Origin of the sequence: Salaquimonas pukyongi (genome assembly GCF_001953055.1) — a bacterium.
Lineage (GTDB): Bacteria > Pseudomonadota > Alphaproteobacteria > Rhizobiales > Rhizobiaceae > Salaquimonas > Salaquimonas pukyongi.
Genome location: NZ_CP019044.1, coordinates 1,238,451 through 1,256,322, shown reverse-complemented (window position 1 = coordinate 1,256,322; position 17,872 = coordinate 1,238,451). Strand labels below are relative to the sequence as shown.

Annotated in this window: 13 protein-coding genes, 2 tRNA genes and 2 pseudogenes; 13 read left to right on the top strand and 4 right to left on the bottom strand. The window is 60.6% G+C overall.

Annotated elements, in window-relative coordinates:
• Positions 1 to 14: 14 nt before the first annotated feature.
• The 11 genes and pseudogenes from soxC to BVL55_RS06005 all read left to right on the top strand — a co-directional run bounded on the left by soxC (position 15) and on the right by BVL55_RS06005 (position 9,581).
• Positions 15 to 1,315, top strand: a pseudogene (gene soxC / locus BVL55_RS06050) (sulfite dehydrogenase).
• Positions 1,299 to 2,417 carry a c-type cytochrome gene (locus BVL55_RS06045; protein ID WP_075996145.1) on the top strand — a complete coding sequence of 373 codons (1,119 nt, stop codon included), beginning with the start codon at positions 1,299 to 1,301 and terminating at the stop codon, positions 2,415 to 2,417. The pseudogene soxC and the gene BVL55_RS06045 overlap by 17 nt, the downstream one beginning before the upstream one ends.
• A 72-nt stretch (positions 2,418 to 2,489) precedes the next feature.
• The gene (locus BVL55_RS06040) at positions 2,490 to 3,227 is read left to right on the top strand and encodes a c-type cytochrome (protein ID WP_244530600.1); all 738 of its coding nucleotides are present in this window, start codon (positions 2,490 to 2,492) and stop codon (positions 3,225 to 3,227) included.
• Between the two features lie 42 nt (positions 3,228 to 3,269).
• Entirely contained in the window at positions 3,270 to 4,541 is a 1,272-nt protein-coding gene (locus tag BVL55_RS06035; RefSeq protein ID WP_075996144.1) for an NAD(P)/FAD-dependent oxidoreductase, read from the top strand.
• 121 nt (positions 4,542 to 4,662) lie between these two features.
• Positions 4,663 to 4,736 (top strand) — tRNA-Gly (locus BVL55_RS06030).
• Positions 4,737 to 4,930: 194 nt separating this feature from the next.
• Positions 4,931 to 5,098 (top strand): hypothetical protein, encoded by a 168-nt coding sequence (locus BVL55_RS16435; RefSeq protein WP_156892444.1) that lies wholly within the window; start codon positions 4,931 to 4,933, stop codon positions 5,096 to 5,098.
• A gap of 113 nt (positions 5,099 to 5,211) precedes the next feature.
• Entirely contained in the window at positions 5,212 to 5,982 is a 771-nt protein-coding gene (gloB, locus tag BVL55_RS06025; RefSeq protein ID WP_075996143.1) for a hydroxyacylglutathione hydrolase, read from the top strand.
• Positions 5,983 to 6,206: 224 nt separating this feature from the next.
• Positions 6,207 to 7,382, top strand: coding sequence for an elongation factor Tu (gene tuf / locus BVL55_RS06020; RefSeq protein WP_075996142.1), 1,176 nt, complete (start codon positions 6,207 to 6,209; stop codon positions 7,380 to 7,382).
• 125 nt (positions 7,383 to 7,507) lie between these two features.
• A tRNA-Trp gene (locus BVL55_RS06015) sits at positions 7,508 to 7,583 on the top strand.
• A 294-nt stretch (positions 7,584 to 7,877) separates the two neighbouring features.
• Entirely contained in the window at positions 7,878 to 8,582 is a 705-nt protein-coding gene (locus tag BVL55_RS06010) for an HAD family hydrolase (protein ID WP_075996141.1), read from the top strand.
• Between the two features lie 57 nt (positions 8,583 to 8,639).
• On the top strand, positions 8,640 to 9,581 hold the full coding sequence (locus tag BVL55_RS06005; RefSeq protein WP_075996140.1) for an alpha/beta hydrolase: 942 nt from the start codon (positions 8,640 to 8,642) through the stop codon (positions 9,579 to 9,581).
• Between the two features lie 32 nt (positions 9,582 to 9,613).
• Here the strand turns inward: BVL55_RS06005 and BVL55_RS06000 are convergent, their stop codons facing one another.
• The gene (locus tag BVL55_RS06000) at positions 9,614 to 10,459 is read right to left on the bottom strand and encodes an alkaline phosphatase family protein (RefSeq protein ID WP_075997951.1); all 846 of its coding nucleotides are present in this window, start codon (positions 10,457 to 10,459) and stop codon (positions 9,614 to 9,616) included.
• A 105-nt stretch (positions 10,460 to 10,564) separates the two neighbouring features.
• Here BVL55_RS06000 and BVL55_RS05995 point away from each other — a divergent pair, with 105 nt between their 5' ends.
• Complete coding sequence (locus tag BVL55_RS05995; RefSeq protein WP_075997950.1) at positions 10,565 to 12,598, top strand: CocE/NonD family hydrolase; 2,034 nt, start codon at positions 10,565 to 10,567, stop codon at positions 12,596 to 12,598.
• Between the two features lie 6 nt (positions 12,599 to 12,604).
• Here BVL55_RS05995 and BVL55_RS05990 read toward each other — a convergent pair.
• Positions 12,605 to 14,076, bottom strand: a pseudogene (locus BVL55_RS05990) (protein adenylyltransferase SelO).
• Between the two features lie 163 nt (positions 14,077 to 14,239).
• On the opposite strand from BVL55_RS05990, the gene BVL55_RS05985 reads away from it, so the two are divergent.
• Positions 14,240 to 14,734 carry a PH domain-containing protein gene (locus tag BVL55_RS05985; protein ID WP_075996139.1) on the top strand — a complete coding sequence of 165 codons (495 nt, stop codon included), beginning with the start codon at positions 14,240 to 14,242 and terminating at the stop codon, positions 14,732 to 14,734.
• Positions 14,735 to 14,741: 7 nt separating this feature from the next.
• On the opposite strand, the gene BVL55_RS05980 is transcribed toward BVL55_RS05985, so the two are convergent.
• Both BVL55_RS05980 and BVL55_RS05975 read right to left on the bottom strand, forming a co-directional pair.
• A complete protein-coding gene (locus BVL55_RS05980; RefSeq protein WP_083649396.1) occupies positions 14,742 to 15,365 on the bottom strand; it encodes a class GN sortase in 624 nt (207 codons plus the stop codon).
• Positions 15,362 to 17,746 (bottom strand): marine proteobacterial sortase target protein, encoded by a 2,385-nt coding sequence (locus tag BVL55_RS05975; protein ID WP_075996138.1) that lies wholly within the window; start codon positions 17,744 to 17,746, stop codon positions 15,362 to 15,364. The genes BVL55_RS05980 and BVL55_RS05975 overlap by 4 nt, the downstream gene beginning before the upstream one ends.
• Between the last annotated feature and the right edge of the window lie 126 nt (positions 17,747 to 17,872).

Here is a 17,872-nt window from a genome sequence, read left to right as displayed (position 1 = left end):
CTGAGGAGGAGTTCATGTCAGATACCACCAAACCCGGCAATGATGCAGAACCGCTGGTGACGGCGAAGGTCAGCCGGCGCAAACTGCTGACCGGAGGTGCTGCGCTGGGCGGCACGGTTGCCGGCGCAACCGCAGCCCGTGCTGCCGGTGCACCCGATCCGCTGATTACCGAAATCCAGGACTGGAACCGCTATCTTGGCGACGGGGTCGATGCCCGGCCCTACGGCACGCCATCGCAATTTGAAAGCCATGTGGTGCGCCGCGATGTTGCCTGGCTGACGGCAGATTCAAAGTCGTCGGTCAACTTCACCCCGCTGCATGAACTTGATGGCATCATCACGCCGAACGGGCTGTGCTTTGAGCGCCATCACGGCGGCATTGCCGAAATCAGCCCTGCCGACCACCGGCTGATGATCCATGGCCTGGTCGACAAACCGCTGGTCTTCACCATGGAGGATCTGATGCGGTTTCCGCGCGAGAACCGGGTCTTCTTCCTGGAATGCGCGGCAAATTCGGGCATGGAATGGCGCGGCGCCCAGCTTAACGGCTGCCAGTACACGCACGGCATGGTGCACAATGTCATGTATACCGGCGTTCCGCTCAAACACCTTCTCAACGAGGCTGGTCTTAAATCCTCCGCCAAGTGGCTCCTCCCGGAGGGCGCCGATGCCGCTGCCATGACACGTTCCGTGCCGCTGGAAAAGGCGCTGGACGACTGCCTTGTCGCCTTCAAGATGAATGGCGAGGCGCTGCGGCCCGAACAGGGCTATCCGGTGCGCCTGGTGGTGCCGGGCTGGGAAGGCAACATGTGGGTGAAATGGCTGCGCCGCATCGAGGTTGGCGACCAGCCGTGGCACCACCGCGAGGAGACGTCGAAATATACCGACCTGCTGGCCAATGGAAAGGCACGGCGCTTTTCCTGGGAGATGGATGTCAAATCCGTCATCACCAATCCCAGCCCCAGGCGCCGATACTCCATGGCCGCGGCCAAACGGTGATCACCGGGCTTGCCTGGTCGGGTGCAGGCACCATCAAGCGGGTCGACGTGACCATCGATGGCGGGCGCAACTGGCACACCGCGCGGCTTGACGGGCCGAGCCTGCCGAAATCGCTGCACCGATTCTATTTCGACTTCGAATGGGACGGATCGGAACTGCTGATCCAGTCCCGTGCGATGGATGAAGCCGGCAATGTGCAGCCCACAAAGGACATGTTGCGTTCGGTTCGCGGTGAAAACTCCATCTATCACAACAACGGTATCCAAACCTGGCACATCAAGGGCGACGGGAGTGCGGAAAATGTCGAAATTTCTTAAGCTTGCCGTATTTGCCGGGGCACTGGCCGCGCTTCCCGCCGCATCCATCGGCGCTGCACTGGCCCAGGATGCCGGTGCAGGCGAAAAGGTCTTCCGCAAGTGCAAGGCCTGTCACGCGGTTGGTGAAGGCGCCGGCAACAAGGTCGGCCCGCATCTCAACGACCTGATCGGCCGCACGGCGGGATCCATCGACGGCTTCAAATATTCCAGGGCGATGAAACAGGCCGGGGAAGAAGGCCTGGTTTGGAACGATGAGACGATCGATACCTATCTGACCAAGCCCAGGGCCATGATCAAAGGCACGAAGATGGCCTTTGCCGGTTTGAAAAAGGATGAGGACCGGGTAAATGTCATCGCTTATCTGAAGACATTCGCGTCCGAGGCTGGCGAAGAAGCAGAACCGGCAGCCGAGGAAAGCAAGACGGAAGAAACCGGAGCGCAAACCGAAACGGCAGCAGCAAAGCCTGCGGTCCTGGCCAGGGATGCAGCGGTGCCCGATCACGGCGTGTTTCACCTTGGGCGCGAAGCGCTGAGCGAGGAAATCGCCGCCTGGGATATCGACATCAGGCCCGATGGCACCGGCCTTCCCGAAGGACGGGGAACGGTTGCGCAGGGCGAGCCGATCTATACGGACAATTGCGCGGTCTGCCATGGCGATTTCGGCGAAGGCACGGGCCGCTGGCCGGTGCTGGCGGGCGGATTTGACAGCCTGACCGAGGAGCGTCCGGAAAAGACCATCGGCTCCTACTGGCCATACCTTTCCACCGTCTATGACTATGTCCGGCGCGCCATGCCGTTTGGCGATGCACGTTCCCTTTCCGATGACGATGTCTATGCGCTGACGGCCTATCTTCTGTACCTCAACGACGTGGTAACCGAAGAAGACTTCGAGCTTTCGAAGGAAAACTTCACCGAAATCCGCCTGCCGAATGAAGAGAATTTCTTCATGGACGACCGGGCCAGCGAACCCCATTATGCAAAAAAGGCCGAACCCTGCATGAAGGATTGCAAAGCAGAACCTGCGGAGATCACCATGCGCGCCCGGGTTCTGGACGTTACGCCCGATGGCGAAGAAGGAGAAGCAGCCGGCTCCATCGAATAACCTGCGATGAAGCCACGCAACCGGCGCTGCACAAAAAGACAGCACCGGCGGGATGATATGGGAGGAACGCAATTGCCAACGCAGGTAAGCGTCAGGAAGCCGGCATTCTCCGTGCAGCCAGCAGCTGCGGGGTTGTGGGCGGTGCTGGCGGCCATCCCTGCTTTCGCGGTAGCAAAAAATCCCGATGCGGCAGGCGAAAAACTCTTTGACGCCTGCAAGGCCTGTCATGACGTGGGCGCCGATGCAAAACACAAGGTTGGTCCCCATCTTGACGGGATCATCGGACGGCAGGCAGGCAGCCTGAAGGATTTCCGGTATTCCGGCGCCATGCGCAAAGCGGGTGAAGCCGGTCTGACATGGTCGCGGGAAAACCTGCACCGCTATCTTGAAAAACCGAGGGAATTCATCCCGGGCAACCGCATGTCGTATCGCGGCATGGCATCGGCTGAAGACCGCAGCACGCTGATTGAATGGCTTGCCCGGGTTTCGGCAGCCGCGCCGGCGGAAAATCCGGTATCCGACACCACAAGCTCAATCCCGGGGTTTTCCGAAGCACTGCTCGACATGGAGGGAGACCCCGAATACGGCGAATACCTCGCCGGGGAATGCGTTACCTGCCACCAGCAATCGGGCCAGGTTTCAGGCATCCCGTCCATTGTCGGCCTGCCGCAAGACTACTTCATCCGCTCCCTGTTTGAATACAAAAGCAATGTGCGCAGCAATGAGGTGATGAAGTTGCGGGTGATCAATCTGAGCAATGAAGAGATCGCGGCGCTGGCTGCCTATTTCAGCAGCCTGGAACCGCAATAAACCCCTGCCGGAAGCGATGGCAGGCAAAGCAAGGAGAATGCCATGACCAGAATGAACAGACGGCAGTTTTCAACCATGCTGGGAGCGGGTACGGCCGCGCTCGCCCTGCCCCACTATGCCCGGGCACAGGACAAGCCGCGAGTGGTGGTGATCGGCGGCGGCGCCGGTGGGGCAACCGCGGCACGCTATATCGCCAAGGATTCTGAAGGCGCGATCGACGTTACGCTGATCGACGATTCCGGCACCTTTACCACGTGCTTCTTCTCCAACCTCTATCTGGGCGGTTTCCGCGACTTCAAGTCGATCACCCACGGCTATGACAAGCTTCAGTCGGATTACGGCATCACCAAGGTGACCGGGATGGCAACCGGCGTTGACCGTGGCGCCAAGACCGTCACCATGGCCGACGGCGCCACCGTGCCCTTTGACCGGCTGGTGGTCTCTCCCGGCATCGACCTGATCTGGGATTCGGTTGAAGGCTATTCGGAAGAAGCAGCGCAAATCGCGCCCCACGCCTGGAAGGCGGGGCCGCAGACACAGCTCTTGAAGGAAAAACTCGATGCCATTTCCAACGGCCAGCAAATCGTGATGGTGGCACCGCCCAATCCCTATCGCTGCCCGCCCGGCCCTTATGAGCGGGTTTCCATGATGGCACATCTGCTCAAATCGAAAGGGATTGATGCCAAGATCATCATTCTTGATCCCAAGCCGAAATTCTCCAAACAGGGCCTGTTCCAGGAGGGCTGGGAGAAACACTATCCCGGCATGATCGAATGGTACGGTCCCGACGTTCATGGCGGCATTGCCAGCGTCGATGTTGCCGCCGGTACGGTGGAAACCGATCTCGATACGTTCAAGGGCGACCTGCTCAACATTATCCCGGCCCAGAAGGCCGGCATGATTGCTGCTGAAGCCGGGCTCACCAACGAAACCGGTTTCTGCCCGATCGACGCTGCCTCGATGCGCTCGACGGCAGACGAGAACATCTTCGTCATCGGCGATGCCTCAATTGCCGGCGCCATGCCGAAATCGGGCTTCTCGGCCAACAGCCAGGCGAAGGTGGCGGCGATGAACATTCGCGGCGACCTGATCGGTTCGAAAGTCTTCCCGGCGAAATATTCGAATACCTGCTGGAGCCTGATCGAAACCGATGACGGTGTGAAGGTAGGTGCCCAATACGCACCGGCGGAAGGCAAGATCGCTTCCACCTCTTCCTTCATTTCCCAAACGGAGGAGGACACGGCCATCCGCAAGGCAACCTATGAGGAATCGATCGGCTGGTATGCCGGGATTACGGCCGACATGTTCGGCTGATCCTGCCGGTCTTGCATCCTTGTGAGAGGCACGTCTGCTGACGGCAGGCGCGCCTTTTGCCTGCTGCCCGGCTTTTGCCGGTTGCATTCGGATCAGGCGCACCGCATGCTGGCCGAGCTCTGCGGGTGTAGCTCAATGGCAGAGCAGAAGCTTCCCAAGCTTACGATGAGGGTTCGATTCCCTTCGCCCGCTCCATTTTTTTCTTGTTCGCAGGCGGCTGTGCCGCGCTCACGCCGCTTCGCGGACCGCTCTTCGCGCTCAAAGAATGACAAATCCCCTGCTGTTCGCAGGCGGCTGTGCCGGCAATTGCGCCCGCGCAAGGGAACCATCATGCGGCCCTGGCGTTGAACCGGGAAGGAACAGCCCTCCTTCGACCGGGGAGAACAGTCATGAATGCGAACCACAAGCCTGAAAAAGCCGGTGAAAAACTGGAACAAGCTGCCAGGGAAGACGAGATCAAAACCGAAGACGCCAAAGGCTCCCCGCTGAAAAAGGGCGCAGAACGCGTCACCGAAAGAGCGGTTTCGGCAAACGAGGAAGGCCCGAAGGCAGAATAAGGCAGTTGCAGACTGCCGGCGAAAATGAACTTCCAGCTCTCTGGACAGACAGGGCTGTGCTTGCAACAGTGCGCACCAATCGACGAAACATGCCCAGTTGCAGGAGACCATGAATGCCGCGTTTTGCCTATCATCTTTTCCCTTATCTTTCAGATAATTACGGCGTTCTGCTTCACGATCCCGATAGTGGCGCCACCGCAGCGGTGGACGCCGGTGACGGGGAAGCCGTGCTGGCAGCGCTGGCGGAAAAAGGCTGGAACCTCACCGAGTTGTGGATCACCCACCACCATGGCGACCACACGGACGGCCTTGCCATGGTGAAGGAGAAGACCGGCTGCACGGTTACCGGCCCGAAGGGCAAGTCCGCCTCCATTTCCGGCATCGACCGCGAAGTGGGCGAAGGCGACACGTTCGAGTTTGCCGGGGCTGAAGTACAGGTTCTCGAAACGCCGGGGCATACGCTCGACATGATCAATTTTTATCTGCCCTCGGAAAAGGTGGCCTTTACCGGCGATACGCTGTTCACCCTGGGCTGTGGACGGGTGTTCGAAGGCGATTTCGCGATGATGTGGGAGAGCCTTTCCAAACTGATGAAGCTGCCTGCAGACACGGTGATCTACTCCTCGCACGAATACACGCTGGCAAATGCCGAATTTGCCCTCAGCGTCGATCCGGACAATGCGGCGCTCAAGGGGCGGGCGGAGAAGTTCAAGGCGATGCGGGCCAATGACCAGCCGACCGTTCCCAGCACCATGGCCGAGGAACTTGAGACCAATCCCTTCCTGCGTGCGTCCGATCCTGCCATCCGCAGCCATCTGGGGATGGAAGGCGAAAGCGATGCGGCGGTGTTTGCCGAAATCCGCCAGCGCAAGGACAATTTCTGACCTGAATCCGTCGCTCAACCTGCCGGGAGTGGATGGAGCGTACGGTTTTCAGACGGCCAGCATCGCCTGACGGACATCCGGTGCAGCGATGCGTTGCGCCAATACGTTGCCCCCTTGCGAATCCGGCTCAAACACATTATGTCCCCACACGAGTTGAACGGGCCTCGCGGGAGGCCCTTTTCGTATGTCTCAATACCACGTGTTTAGCGACAGGAAGAAGTCCCATGGCAAAAGAGAAGTTTGAGCGTTCGAAGCCGCATGCGAACATCGGCACGATTGGTCACGTTGACCACGGCAAGACGACGCTGACGGCTGCGATTACGAAGTATTTCGGCGAGTTCAAGGCGTATGACCAGATTGACGGTGCGCCTGAGGAGAAGGCGCGCGGGATCACGATTTCGACGGCCCATGTGGAATATGAGACGGAAAACCGCCACTACGCCCATGTGGACTGCCCTGGCCATGCCGACTATGTGAAGAACATGATCACGGGTGCAGCGCAGATGGACGGCGCGATCCTGGTTTGCTCTGCCGCCGACGGCCCGATGCCCCAGACCCGCGAGCACATTCTTCTTGCGCGCCAGGTTGGCGTTCCGGCGATTGTGGTGTTCTTGAACAAGGTCGACCAGGTGGATGACGAGGAGCTTCTGGAGCTTGTCGACATGGAGGTTCGCGAGCTTCTGTCTTCCTACGAGTTCCCGGGCGACGACATTCCGATCATCAAGGGTTCTGCGCTTGCTGCCCTTGAGGGCCGCGATCCTGAGATTGGCGAGAATGCCATCCGCGAGCTGATGGCGAAGGTGGACGAATACATCCCGACCCCCGACCGTCCGGTGGATCAGCCCTTCCTGCTGCCGATCGAGGACGTGTTCTCGATTTCGGGCCGCGGTACGGTTGTGACGGGCCGCATTGAGCGCGGGGTGGTCAATGTGGGTGACGAGATCGAGATTGTCGGCATCCGCGACACCAAGAAGACGACCTGCACGGGCGTTGAGATGTTCCGCAAGCTCTTGGACCGCGGCGAAGCGGGCGACAATGTCGGGGTTCTGCTGCGCGGCATCGAGCGTGACGGGGTTGAGCGCGGCCAGGTGCTGTGCAAGCCCGGTTCGGTCAAGCCGCACACCAAGTTCAAGGCCGAGGCCTACATTCTGACGAAAGAGGAAGGCGGGCGCCACACGCCGTTCTTCACCAACTACCGTCCGCAGTTCTACTTCCGCACGACGGATGTGACGGGTGTTGTGCAGCTTCCCGAAGGCACCGAGATGGTGATGCCGGGCGACAACATCACCATGGATGTTGAACTGATCGTGCCGATCGCCATGGAAGAGCGCCTGCGCTTTGCCATCCGCGAAGGCGGAAGAACCGTCGGCGCCGGCATCGTCGCAGAAATCGTCGAGTAAGCAGCGGTTCAAGCGAATTGAAAGGCGGGCTTCGGCCCGCCTTTTTGTTTTCGTCTGATGCCGGATGCAAAACGCTTGCAAACCAACTGCCTTTGGCGCTATCAAGCGCCTGCCTTGACGGCCACAGGGGTATAGCTCAGTTGGTAGAGCGACGGTCTCCAAAACCGTAGGTCGCGGGTTCAAATCCTGCTGCCCCTGCCAAAGCGTTTCAGCTTGCTGAAACGCCACAACCTCCAACACGAGCTATTCTCGCAGCGGCAGGTGCATTGCGAAGCAATCACCGGGAGTCTTCTCCTTTTTAACCACCACTGATTGGAAAAGGCTCTCGACGTCACCCGCTTCGCGGGCTCGTCTGCCGCCCAACGGCGGCGCTTTGCTTGCCTTGGGACGTTCGCGGCTTTATACGCTCACTTCGCGGGTTCAAATCCTGCTGCCCCTGCCACTTTTGCCTTGCAAAAGTGGTGCGAAGTTTCCCCAGGCACCGTGAGGCGATTCATGATCCGTGCGGTTTTGTTCGACAAGGACGGTACGCTGATCGATTTCGAGCGCACCTATGGACCTGCAACCGCACAGGTGATGCTGGCGCTTGCCGGGAACGATGCCGGGCTTGCCGCCCGATTGGCCGAACCGGTCGGCTTCAACATGGAAACCTGCTCCTTCAACCCCGCGTCGGTAATCATTGCCGGCACGGCACGCGACATGGCGCACAGCTGGGCCGGCATGCTGGGCGAGAGCGACACCGAGACACTGACGGCCCGCATCGACGCACTTTACCTTGATTACAGCCGCACAAGCGTCGTTCTTTTTGCCGAAACCGTTCCGGCGCTGTCAAACCTGAAAGAGCGGAGCCTTTCGCTGGGCATTGCCACCAATGACAGCGAAGCGGGGGCCCGCGACCATGCCGAACAGGCCGGCATTCACCACTTCTTCGAATTCTTTGCCGGTCATGACAGCGGCCACGGTTACAAGCCCGGCCCGGGCATGGTGCTGGCCTTCGCCGAGGCGATGGGGTTCGACCCCGCGGAAGTTGCCATGGTGGGCGACAGCCTCCACGATCTGGAAGCAGCACGGGCTGCCGGTGCGGTGCGCATCGGGGTGGCTTCGGGCCTGGCAAGAGCCGAAGAACTGCAGCCGGCGAGCGATCACCTGCTTGAGGGCATCGGTGCCCTGCCCGCACTGATTGCCGAACTCAACGGTTAGCCGCCACGGGCGTGGCTGCATTGCCACCGGGATTGCCCGGGCGGAAAGGAAAATCCCGTGACCGATTATTCCAGACTGCTTGCGCCGGGAATTGAAGCCTTCATCGCCCGAACCGATGCCTGTTTTCCGCCGGATGCCGCAGCGCGCGGCATTGCAGAACAGCGCGAACTCTATAACGCCATGTGCAAGGTGTTTCATGCCGGACACCCTGATGGTGTGACGGCAACCGACGGCAAATTGAATGCTGCAGGAAGAGCGATACAGGTGCGCCGCTATTTACCTTTCTCACCTGCCGGCGAAGCGCTTGTTGTTTATTATCATGGCGGCGGGTTCATCCTCGGCGGGCTTCAAAGCCATGACGATGTGTGCGCAGAAATCTGTTCTGCTGCGGGATTGCCCGTGGTTTCGGTCGACTACCGTCTGGCGCCGGAGTTCACCCACCCTGCACAGTCGGACGATGCCATCGATGCCTTCCGTGCGCTGGCAGCATCCCACAAGGGCCCGATCATCCTGTGCGGCGACAGCGCCGGCGGAACCCTGTGTGCTGCGGTGTGCCATGCCGTTCGCGGAGAAGAAATAACCCCGGCAGGACAGGTGCTGATCTACCCTTCCCTGGGCGGCGATGAGAGCCGGGGCTCCTATATCACCCATGCCAATGCACCGGGCCTGACCACCGCCGACATGAAGGTGTATGCGGCCTTGCGCAGCGGCGGGCGCAAAATCATGGGTGATCCTGCTTTCAAGCCGCTCATGGATACCGATTTTTCCGGCCTGCCGCCCACGGTCATGGTTTCAGCCGAATGCGATCCGCTGAACGATGATTGCCGCGACTATCGCGACGCGTTGCTGAGTGCAGGTGGAAAGGCACACTGGATCGAGGAAAAGGGCCTCATCCACGGATTTCTGCGCGCCCGGCACATGGCCGAGCCCGCCAGAGCGGCGTTCAGCCGGATTATCGAAGCCGTTGCCGCGCTCGGCAAAGGTAATTGGCCCTATTGACCTTTACTGATCGGGATTGATCCGGCAAGCGGTCACGCCAGAAAGGGCTTCGCCTTCATTGTCGAAGGAATGGCAACGCCCAGGTGCTTCAGGATGGTCGGAGCAAGCTGGCGCTGATCGATGACGCTGCCAGAGGCTGCAAGCTCCTTTTTGAGCTTCGCCTTGCCGAACCAGTAGAGCGCGGTTTCCTGCTGCAGGTCCTCGCGCCCGCCATGATGGCCCCTGTCGGTCTGGCCATGATCGGCGGTTACGATCACCTCATAGCCCATTTCCCGCCATTTCGGCAGAAAGGCGGCCAGCATCGCATCCATGGCACAGCAGGCATGGTCCATGGGCGTGTTGTCGTGGCCGAAGCGGTGGCCCATGGAATCCAGCGTGCAGGTATGCAGGATGCCGTAATCGATGCCATGACGCAGGCACAGCATGGTCAGCGTGGCGAAAAGATCGGCATCGCAGGGCGTCATCTGGTTGTCGTGGTTATAACCGGTCATGGTGTGGAACCGGCCGTGATGAATCGGCCCCTCCGCCTCGTCATATTCGATATCGCGGACGTAATCGAAGGGATGGCGGTTGAAGAATTCCGACCAGTAGGAATGGGTCACCGCACCGCTCTTGCCGCCTGCCTTCGCCACTTCGGAGAAGATATCGGGCTGGGCAACGCGAAAACGCACCTCGTTGGAAAAAATGCCGTGGATTTGCGGCTCGACCCCGGTATGGATCGTCGCATAACAGGGGCCCGATACCGAGGGCAGGCAGGCGCGGTGCCTTGTCACCTGGGCTTCGCCTGAATCCACCCAGCCTTCCAGATTGCCGAACAGGCGGCGGAAATTGCGCCACGGCACGCCGTCGAGCACAATTAAAAGCAGTTTGTTTTTCATCGCCTTGACCTGTTTGGCTGAGGTTTTGATTCCGATACTCACCACGGTTTTTGTGACTTGCCAAGCGCAATCGTTTTCCAACAAAGTGCAGGGAGGAGGATGGTCATGAAAATCGTATCGCAGTTTCCCCGCAAGGCTGTCGAAAATCCCGACGTGACGCTTACCATGTCCGATGGCTGCCGCCTGTCTGCGCGCCTTTGGCTGCCTGAAGACGCGGAGGAAAATCCCGTGCCGGTGATCCTTGAACACCTGCCCTATCGCAAACGCGACGGCACGATCGCCCGGGACGAGCAAACCCATCCCTGGCTTGCGGGCCATGGCTATGCCTGCTTGCGGGTCGACATGCGAGGCAATGGGGATTCCGACGGGCTGATGGCGGATGAATACACGCCGCAGGAACTGCAGGATGCCTGCGAGGCGATTGCCTGGGCAGCAGGCCAGCCCTGGTGCAATGGCAAGGCCGGCATGATGGGAATTTCCTGGGGCGGGTTCAATTCCCTGCAGGTGGCAGCGTTAAGGCCCCCTGCCCTGAAAGCGATCATTACCATCTGTTCGACCGTCGACCGCTATGCCGACGACATTCACTACAAGGGCGGCTGCCTGCTGGGTGAGAATTTCGGCTGGGCGGCCACCATGCTTGCCTATTCCTCGCGCCCGCCGGACCCGGCACTGGCCGGCAACCGGTGGCACGAAATGTGGATGCATCGTCTCAACAACCAGCCCTTCCACATCCAGCAATGGCTGCGCCATCAATGGCGGGATGCCTACTGGAAACACGGCTCGGTGTGTGAGGATTACGCGGCAATCGATGCGGCGGTGCTGGCCATTGGCGGCTGGCATGACGGCTACCGCAATACCATGGCGCATCTTGCCGAAAACCTGCCGGAACACGGCAATGACAAGGTCAAGGCCATTGCCGGCCCGTGGATTCACAAATATCCCCACATCGCGAAGCCGGAGCCGGCCATCGACTTTCTTGGCGAAGCCAAACGCTGGTGGGACAAATGGCTGAAGGACGCAGAAACCGGCGTTGAAGACGATCCCGCCTTCCGCCTGTGGCTGATGGACTCAATCAAGCCGAACCGATGGATGCCGGAACGGCCCGGGCGCTGGATCGCCTGCAGGAACTGGCCTGACCCGGCCATTGAAAGCAAAACGCTGACCCTTGGTCTGAACACGCTGGATGATGCAGGTGGCGATGGGGAAGGCAATGCCGGCGCCTTCTCGCTTTCTGTGTGTTCACCACAGGATTGCGGCATTTGCGGAGGCGAGTTCTTTCCCTTCGCCTATTCCGATGAACTGCCGGGCGAGCAGACACCGGACGATGAAAAATCGCTGTGCTTTGACGGCGAGCCGCTCAAGACACCCATCGACATTGTCGGCGCGCCGGCGGTCAAGCTCACGCTTTCATCTGACAGGCCCCATGCGCAGATTGCCGTGCGGCTGTGCGATCTCAGACCGGACGGTACTTCAGCATTGATCACTCTGGGCGTTCTGAACCTGACCCATCACCGCTCACACGAACATCCCGAACCTCTCACCCCCGGCGAAAGCTTCGAAGCGGTAGTGACGCTGGACCAGATCGCCTACCGGGTTCCGGCAGGACACCGGCTGCGGCTTGCGGTCTCCACTGCCTATTGGCCGCTCATCTGGCCTTCTCCTGAAGCTGCCACGCTGACCCTGTCTGGCGGGGCGCTCAAGCTGCCCCTGCGCCCGCTTGCAGAAGCAGATGAATGGCAGTTTGACCCGCCCCAGGGCTCGCCGGCCTGGAAGATCGAGGTGTTACGCACGCCTTCCTACAGCCATGAAGCAAAAAAGGATGCAGATGGCGGCAAGACGCTGGTTCTGGTCGACAACGACATGGGCGAGCAGCGCGATCTGAACCACGGTCTGATTTCCGGCTCGCACAGCTGGGAGCGCTGGTCGATAGACCCCGATGATCCGACGTCGGCAGTGGCCGAGATCGACACCGAGAAGACCGGCGGCCGCGATGGGCAAAGGTGGAAAACGCGCATTGAAACCCGCATGAGCTGCGACAAGGAAAACTTCCTTGTCGAGGCCAATCTGAAGAGCTGGGAAAACGACAAAGTCGTTTTCGAACGGGATTATTCCGACACGATCGAACGCAAGCTGGTCTGAAAGGCCTCACGTCCCGCAGAAGGTGCGGTGGACCACTTCGCCGGGCTCCGGCGGCAGGGCGTAACGCTCCATGCCCTTGCGGCGCTCGAATGGCTTTGCGACTGCCTCCAGCAGCTTGTCCATCGGTTCGAAGTCAGAAGAATGCTCGGCTTCCCGGATTGCTTCCTCGACCAGATGGTTGCGCGGAATGTAGAGCGGATTGGCAAGGCGCAACCGTTCGCGGATCGCGTTAATGCCGCCTTCCCCGGCAAGGCGGACACGCCATTGTTCCAGCCAGGGACCAATATCCCCAACTTTGTCGAGGGGGCGGCAGACGCTGCGGCCTCTCCCTCACAAAGGGTTTCAAGCGCGGCAAAGCCGCTGGTGAAGTCGATTGATCCCTTGTGCAGCAAGGTCAGAAAATCGAGAATGAGCGGCCGGTCGTCTTCACCGGGGGACGAAAGGCCCAGCTTGGCGCCCATTGCGGCAAGCCAGGCGTCTGCAAAAGCCGTGTCGAAGCCATCCAGGGCAGTTGTAGCGGCCTTAACTGCCTTTTTCCCGTCCTCACCCATCAGCGGCAGCAGCGCTTCGGCGAGGCGGGCAAGGTTCCACTTTGCGATGGCCGGCTGCGCCCCATAAGCATAGCGGCCCTGCTGGTCGATGGAGGAAAAGACCTTGTAGTGCTCATAATGATCCATGAAGGCGCAGGGGCCGTAATCGATGGTTTCGCCGGAAATGGTCATGTTGTCGGTGTTCATCACACCATGAATGAAGCCAACCGCCATCCATTGGGCGATCAGGCTTGCCTGCCGTTCGATGACGGCGCCAAGCAGGGCAAGGGGCGGGTTGTCAGCCTCCTTCAATTGGGGGTAATGGCGCGCCAGGGTGTAATCCAGCAGCTTCTTCAGGTTATGTGTATCGCTTCTTGCGGCAAAATGCTGAAACGTGCCGATGCGGATGTGGCTTGAAGCAACCCGCGTCAGAACGGCGCCGGGATGGATCTGCTCGCGGATGACCATCTCACCGGTGGTGGCGATTGCCAGGCTTCTCGTGGTCGCAATGCCAAGCGCATGCATCGCCTCGCTGATCACATATTCGCGGATTACCGGGCCAAGCGCCGCGCGGCCATCGCCCTGCCGGGAAAAGGGCGTGGGACCGGAACCCTTGAGCTGTATGTCGAAGCGGCCGCCCTCTTCCGTCACCACTTCACCCAGCAGCGCTGCCCTCCCATCGCCCAATCCCGGATTGAACTGCCCGAACTGATGGCCGGAATAGGCCATGGCGAGCAATCTTCCGCCATTGCCCGGCGCGAGGTTGCCGGCAAACAGGTCCGCCAGTTCCTTTTCGTCAATTCCGCCAAGGTTTAGCCCCAGATTTTTGGCCAGCGCATCGTTCAGCCTGACGAGTTTGGCATCGCGAACCGGCGAGGGGGGAACCAGCGCATAAAAACTCTCCGGCAGGCCCGCATAGCTTTGTTCAAGGCAAAGCGCTTCGGCCAGGGCTGAATTCTGATGACCGGAAGTTGCGGATGCTTCAGGTGATGTCACGGTGCCGTTCACAGGCCTGCGTCTCCATTTCGTGCTTGCCTTTCCTATTTAGTGCATTTGCGGCACACTTTCATCCTGCCGGAATCAAATAGCGGCAATGGCGGGGAATAATGCCATGCGGTCGGTACATGACCTGGAGGACAGTACGGAACTGGAAATGCCGGATAGGCCGGGCGGCAAGACGTTCCGGCCGCACTGGCAATTGTTCGTGCCGACCGTGGTCATTTTCGCAGGTTACGGGCTTTCCCTGCTCTATTTATGGATGACGGGACGGTCCGGAAGCGGGCTGTTTCGCCTGTTTGCGATCGTTGCGGCCATTGGCGTGCCGCTTCTGGCCGCTCACGCCTTTCTGCGCTACGAAACGGTGCGGGTACGGCTCGGCAAGCAGCGCATTCTTTTTCATCCCGGCTGGCCGCGGCGCAATGCCCGTGAAATTCCCGCCGGGCTGGTTTCTTCGGTGAAGGTCAAGCGCGGGCTTGCCGGCCGGTTGTTCGGCGGCGGAACGCTGGTCATCGAGACAACGACCGGCGGCCGGTTTGCGGTGGCCGATCTGCGCATGCCGGATGTGCTGGCCGAGGAGATCAACCGCCTGCGCGAAAGCGCGGGCTGAACTGGCGTCAAATGGCCTGATCTGCCGCTTCGCTGCCTGTTTCCACGCCCTCGACAATATAGCGCCAGTCGCTGCGCAGGGTGGAATTGAGCGGCCAGCAGGTTGTCAGCATCAACAGGCGCTCCGGCGCATGGCGATCGATGCCCGGCGCGTCGTATTTGGCAACCCAGGCGCGGCGGATGCGGTATTGACGGCGCTTGCCGTCTGGAGTTTCCACTACTACGAGATCGCTTTTGCGCAAGTCACCCAGCCAGCGGAAATGGGTGTCGCGGTGGGCTGAAAAAACGGCGGCGCCGGTTTCTCCCGGCTTTGCGCTGTCCGGCAGATGGCCGGGACCAAAGGCAAGTGCTTCGCCACTTACATTGTCGAGTACGATGTTTTCGGCGCCGAGCCGTGGCGCTGAAATCCGCGCGAAGGGCCTGATATCGGCCCAGCCCCAGGGTTTTTGCAGGCTTGCCTGCCCGGCGGAAGCCAGAAATGCCCGGTCCAGCATGACCTGCGCCACCACTGCCTTGGTCTTGATCCACAACCCGTCGGCGAACAATGCCGCTCCGGCGAGAAACACAGCCCCGAATACGGCGTGATGAAGTCTTGGCCGAAAACGCCGCATTTTTTTCAGGATGCTGTTCATGGCAGACGATCCCGCGCTTGCGCGTTGCGGGCCGCGTCGGCCCGGCGCACCTTGCGGCCAAGCCGGCCATACATGCGCAAAATGGCGCCGCTCAGCACGGCCAGCAACATCAGGATCAGTCCGATGATCATGTTGCGTTCTGCAGGGGTTGCCGTCTGCGGCAGGCTCAGTGCCTGATTGGCCCGGGCGACCTTGGCAGCTGCCTCCTGTGTCGGTGCAGCGGCAACCAGTTGCGTTGCCTGTTTGCGGAAATTCTGCAGGAAGGTTTTCTGCGGGCCAGGCGCATCCACGGCCTCTTCCCCGCCGAACCATTTGTCCGCATCCCAGCCATCAGGCAGGTTGAGCGGCAGTTGGGTGGAGGCAAGGGGTTCCCCGCCAGGCCGCGTGACCTTTACATCGACGGCAACCAGGCTGGTGCGGCTGGAAACCAGACGATGGGCAAGCGCAACCATTTCCACTTCGCGGTTTACCGCCTCCCAGTCAGAGCCATAGGAGCGTGCGGCCTCCAGCGCGGCGATCTTGCGCCGTGCCCAGAGCTTGCCGATGCCCTCTCCTTTTGCAGCCTGGGCGATGTCCATGTTGACCTGCCAGGGATTGCCGGCAAAATCCCCGCCGATCGCCAGCATGCCCGACGGCTTGTCGATGATGGCGGCCAGCACCACCGGCTCACCCAGATATAAGTCGGGCAGAGGATCGGGGCTGACCTCAGACAAAACTGCCCCCACCTCCGCCCGGCCGGCCAGTTGGGCCGACAGCCCGGTCAAGACCGGGTTTTCAAGCTTGGCGAAGAATGCTCCCATTTTTTCGCGCACCTCACCGGTGGCACCGATATGGGTGAAGGTGCCACGGCCGAGTTCGGCGGCCCGCGTCATGAAGAAGGAATTCGGCGCAGAGCCGATGCCCACGGTAAAGACCCGGCTTCGGCCGCGCTGCCGGGCAATTGCGTCGAACAATTGCTGCTCATTGCCGATGGCACCGTCGGTGATGAAGACAATCTGGCGCACACGCTGTGTATCGCCGGCATTGCGGTCCACCAGCGCAGCCTTCAGCGCTGGCAGCATTTCCGTGCCGCCATCGGCAGTCAGCCGCCTCACGAAGGCGCGGGCAACGGCAAGGTTTTCACCGTCGGCGCGCACTGCATCATCGAACAGCACTTCGAACGTGTCGTCAAAACGCACCACGTTGAAGGTATCGGCGGGTTTCAGGCGCGACAGCGCGTCGTCCAGCGCCAGCTTGGCCTGGTCGATGCTCTCGCCCGCCATGGAGCCTGAATTATCGATGATGAAGACGACTTCACGGTCCTTTTTCGGCAGCTTGGCGGGGGCAATGCGCGGCGGGGTCAGAAAGGCGAGCAGATAGTGCTGACCATCGACCTCCTCGGTAAACAGCGCCGCATTGGGCGCATCGCCCGACGCGCGCCATGTCAGTTCGAAATCCCGGTCGGCGGGTACGGTCTCGTTTTTCAGCGTCAGGATGCGGGTCTCATCGTCCTGGCTGGTCGAGATCATGTCATGATAGGGATTTTCCACCGCACCGAGAGGAAACCCGGCAGCAAGCTTTACCGTCAGCGTGACCGGGTTGATCTTCGCGTTTTCGCGCGGATCGAGCACCGGGGCTTCAATCTTCCCGCGCTCCGGCACCGGATCGACCACGCCGAAGCCGCTGCCGTTCCTTTTGTCGAAATCCACCATCTGAATGACAGGCTGGGGGTTGTAACGGGGGGCTACCACCATGGGAAAGCGCAGCGAGAAGACGCCGCCGTCCTGGCGTATGGTCTGCTGATATTCGATGTAGACGATGACCGTCTCGCCGGGGCCGATATTGGCGATGTTGTTGGTGAAAAGGTTGTCGCGCTGCTGTTCGAGCAGGGCTGCCTTCCTGCCATCGCGCTTGGCATCCTCGTAGATCCGGCGGGCTTCCTCGCGCACCTTGATGACGCCCTCGATCAGCCGGTCGCCGACGCGCATTCGCAGCGTGTCGACGGCGCTGTTCTCAGGCAGGGGAAAGACGTAAACGCCCTCGACCCAGCCGTCAGACGGGTTTTCGAAGCGCTGGGTGACCTTGACCCGGGCAATGGGGCCGTTGATTGCGATGTCCACATCGCTGGCAAGGCGCGGCGCCTCGACATACTGGCCCGGCCTGGTGGAAGGCAGCAGCAGCGCCCCGGTATTCATGTCGTTGGGACGAACGAATTTCGCCTTGATGACGGGCGCTGTACCGGCAGCCTGTGTGGTGGACGCTGCAGCTTGCGCAAAGGCAGTGCTGGCAGCGCTCATCAGGCCGAAGCTTGCCAGCGCGATGGCGAAGATGAGTGTAAGATTGACAATCAGGTGAATGGCGGCCAAGCGGACGCGCACGGCGATGTGGTGGTGTTCCTGCATGTATCCCCTCCGGAACGTTGCGCGCCGCGCCGGAGTGGGCAGCGCTGCGGAAGGGAGCCCTCTTTTCCTCTCCGCGACAGGACCGGCAGATCACCGGCACGCAGAAGATGAAGCCCCAGTTCGGCG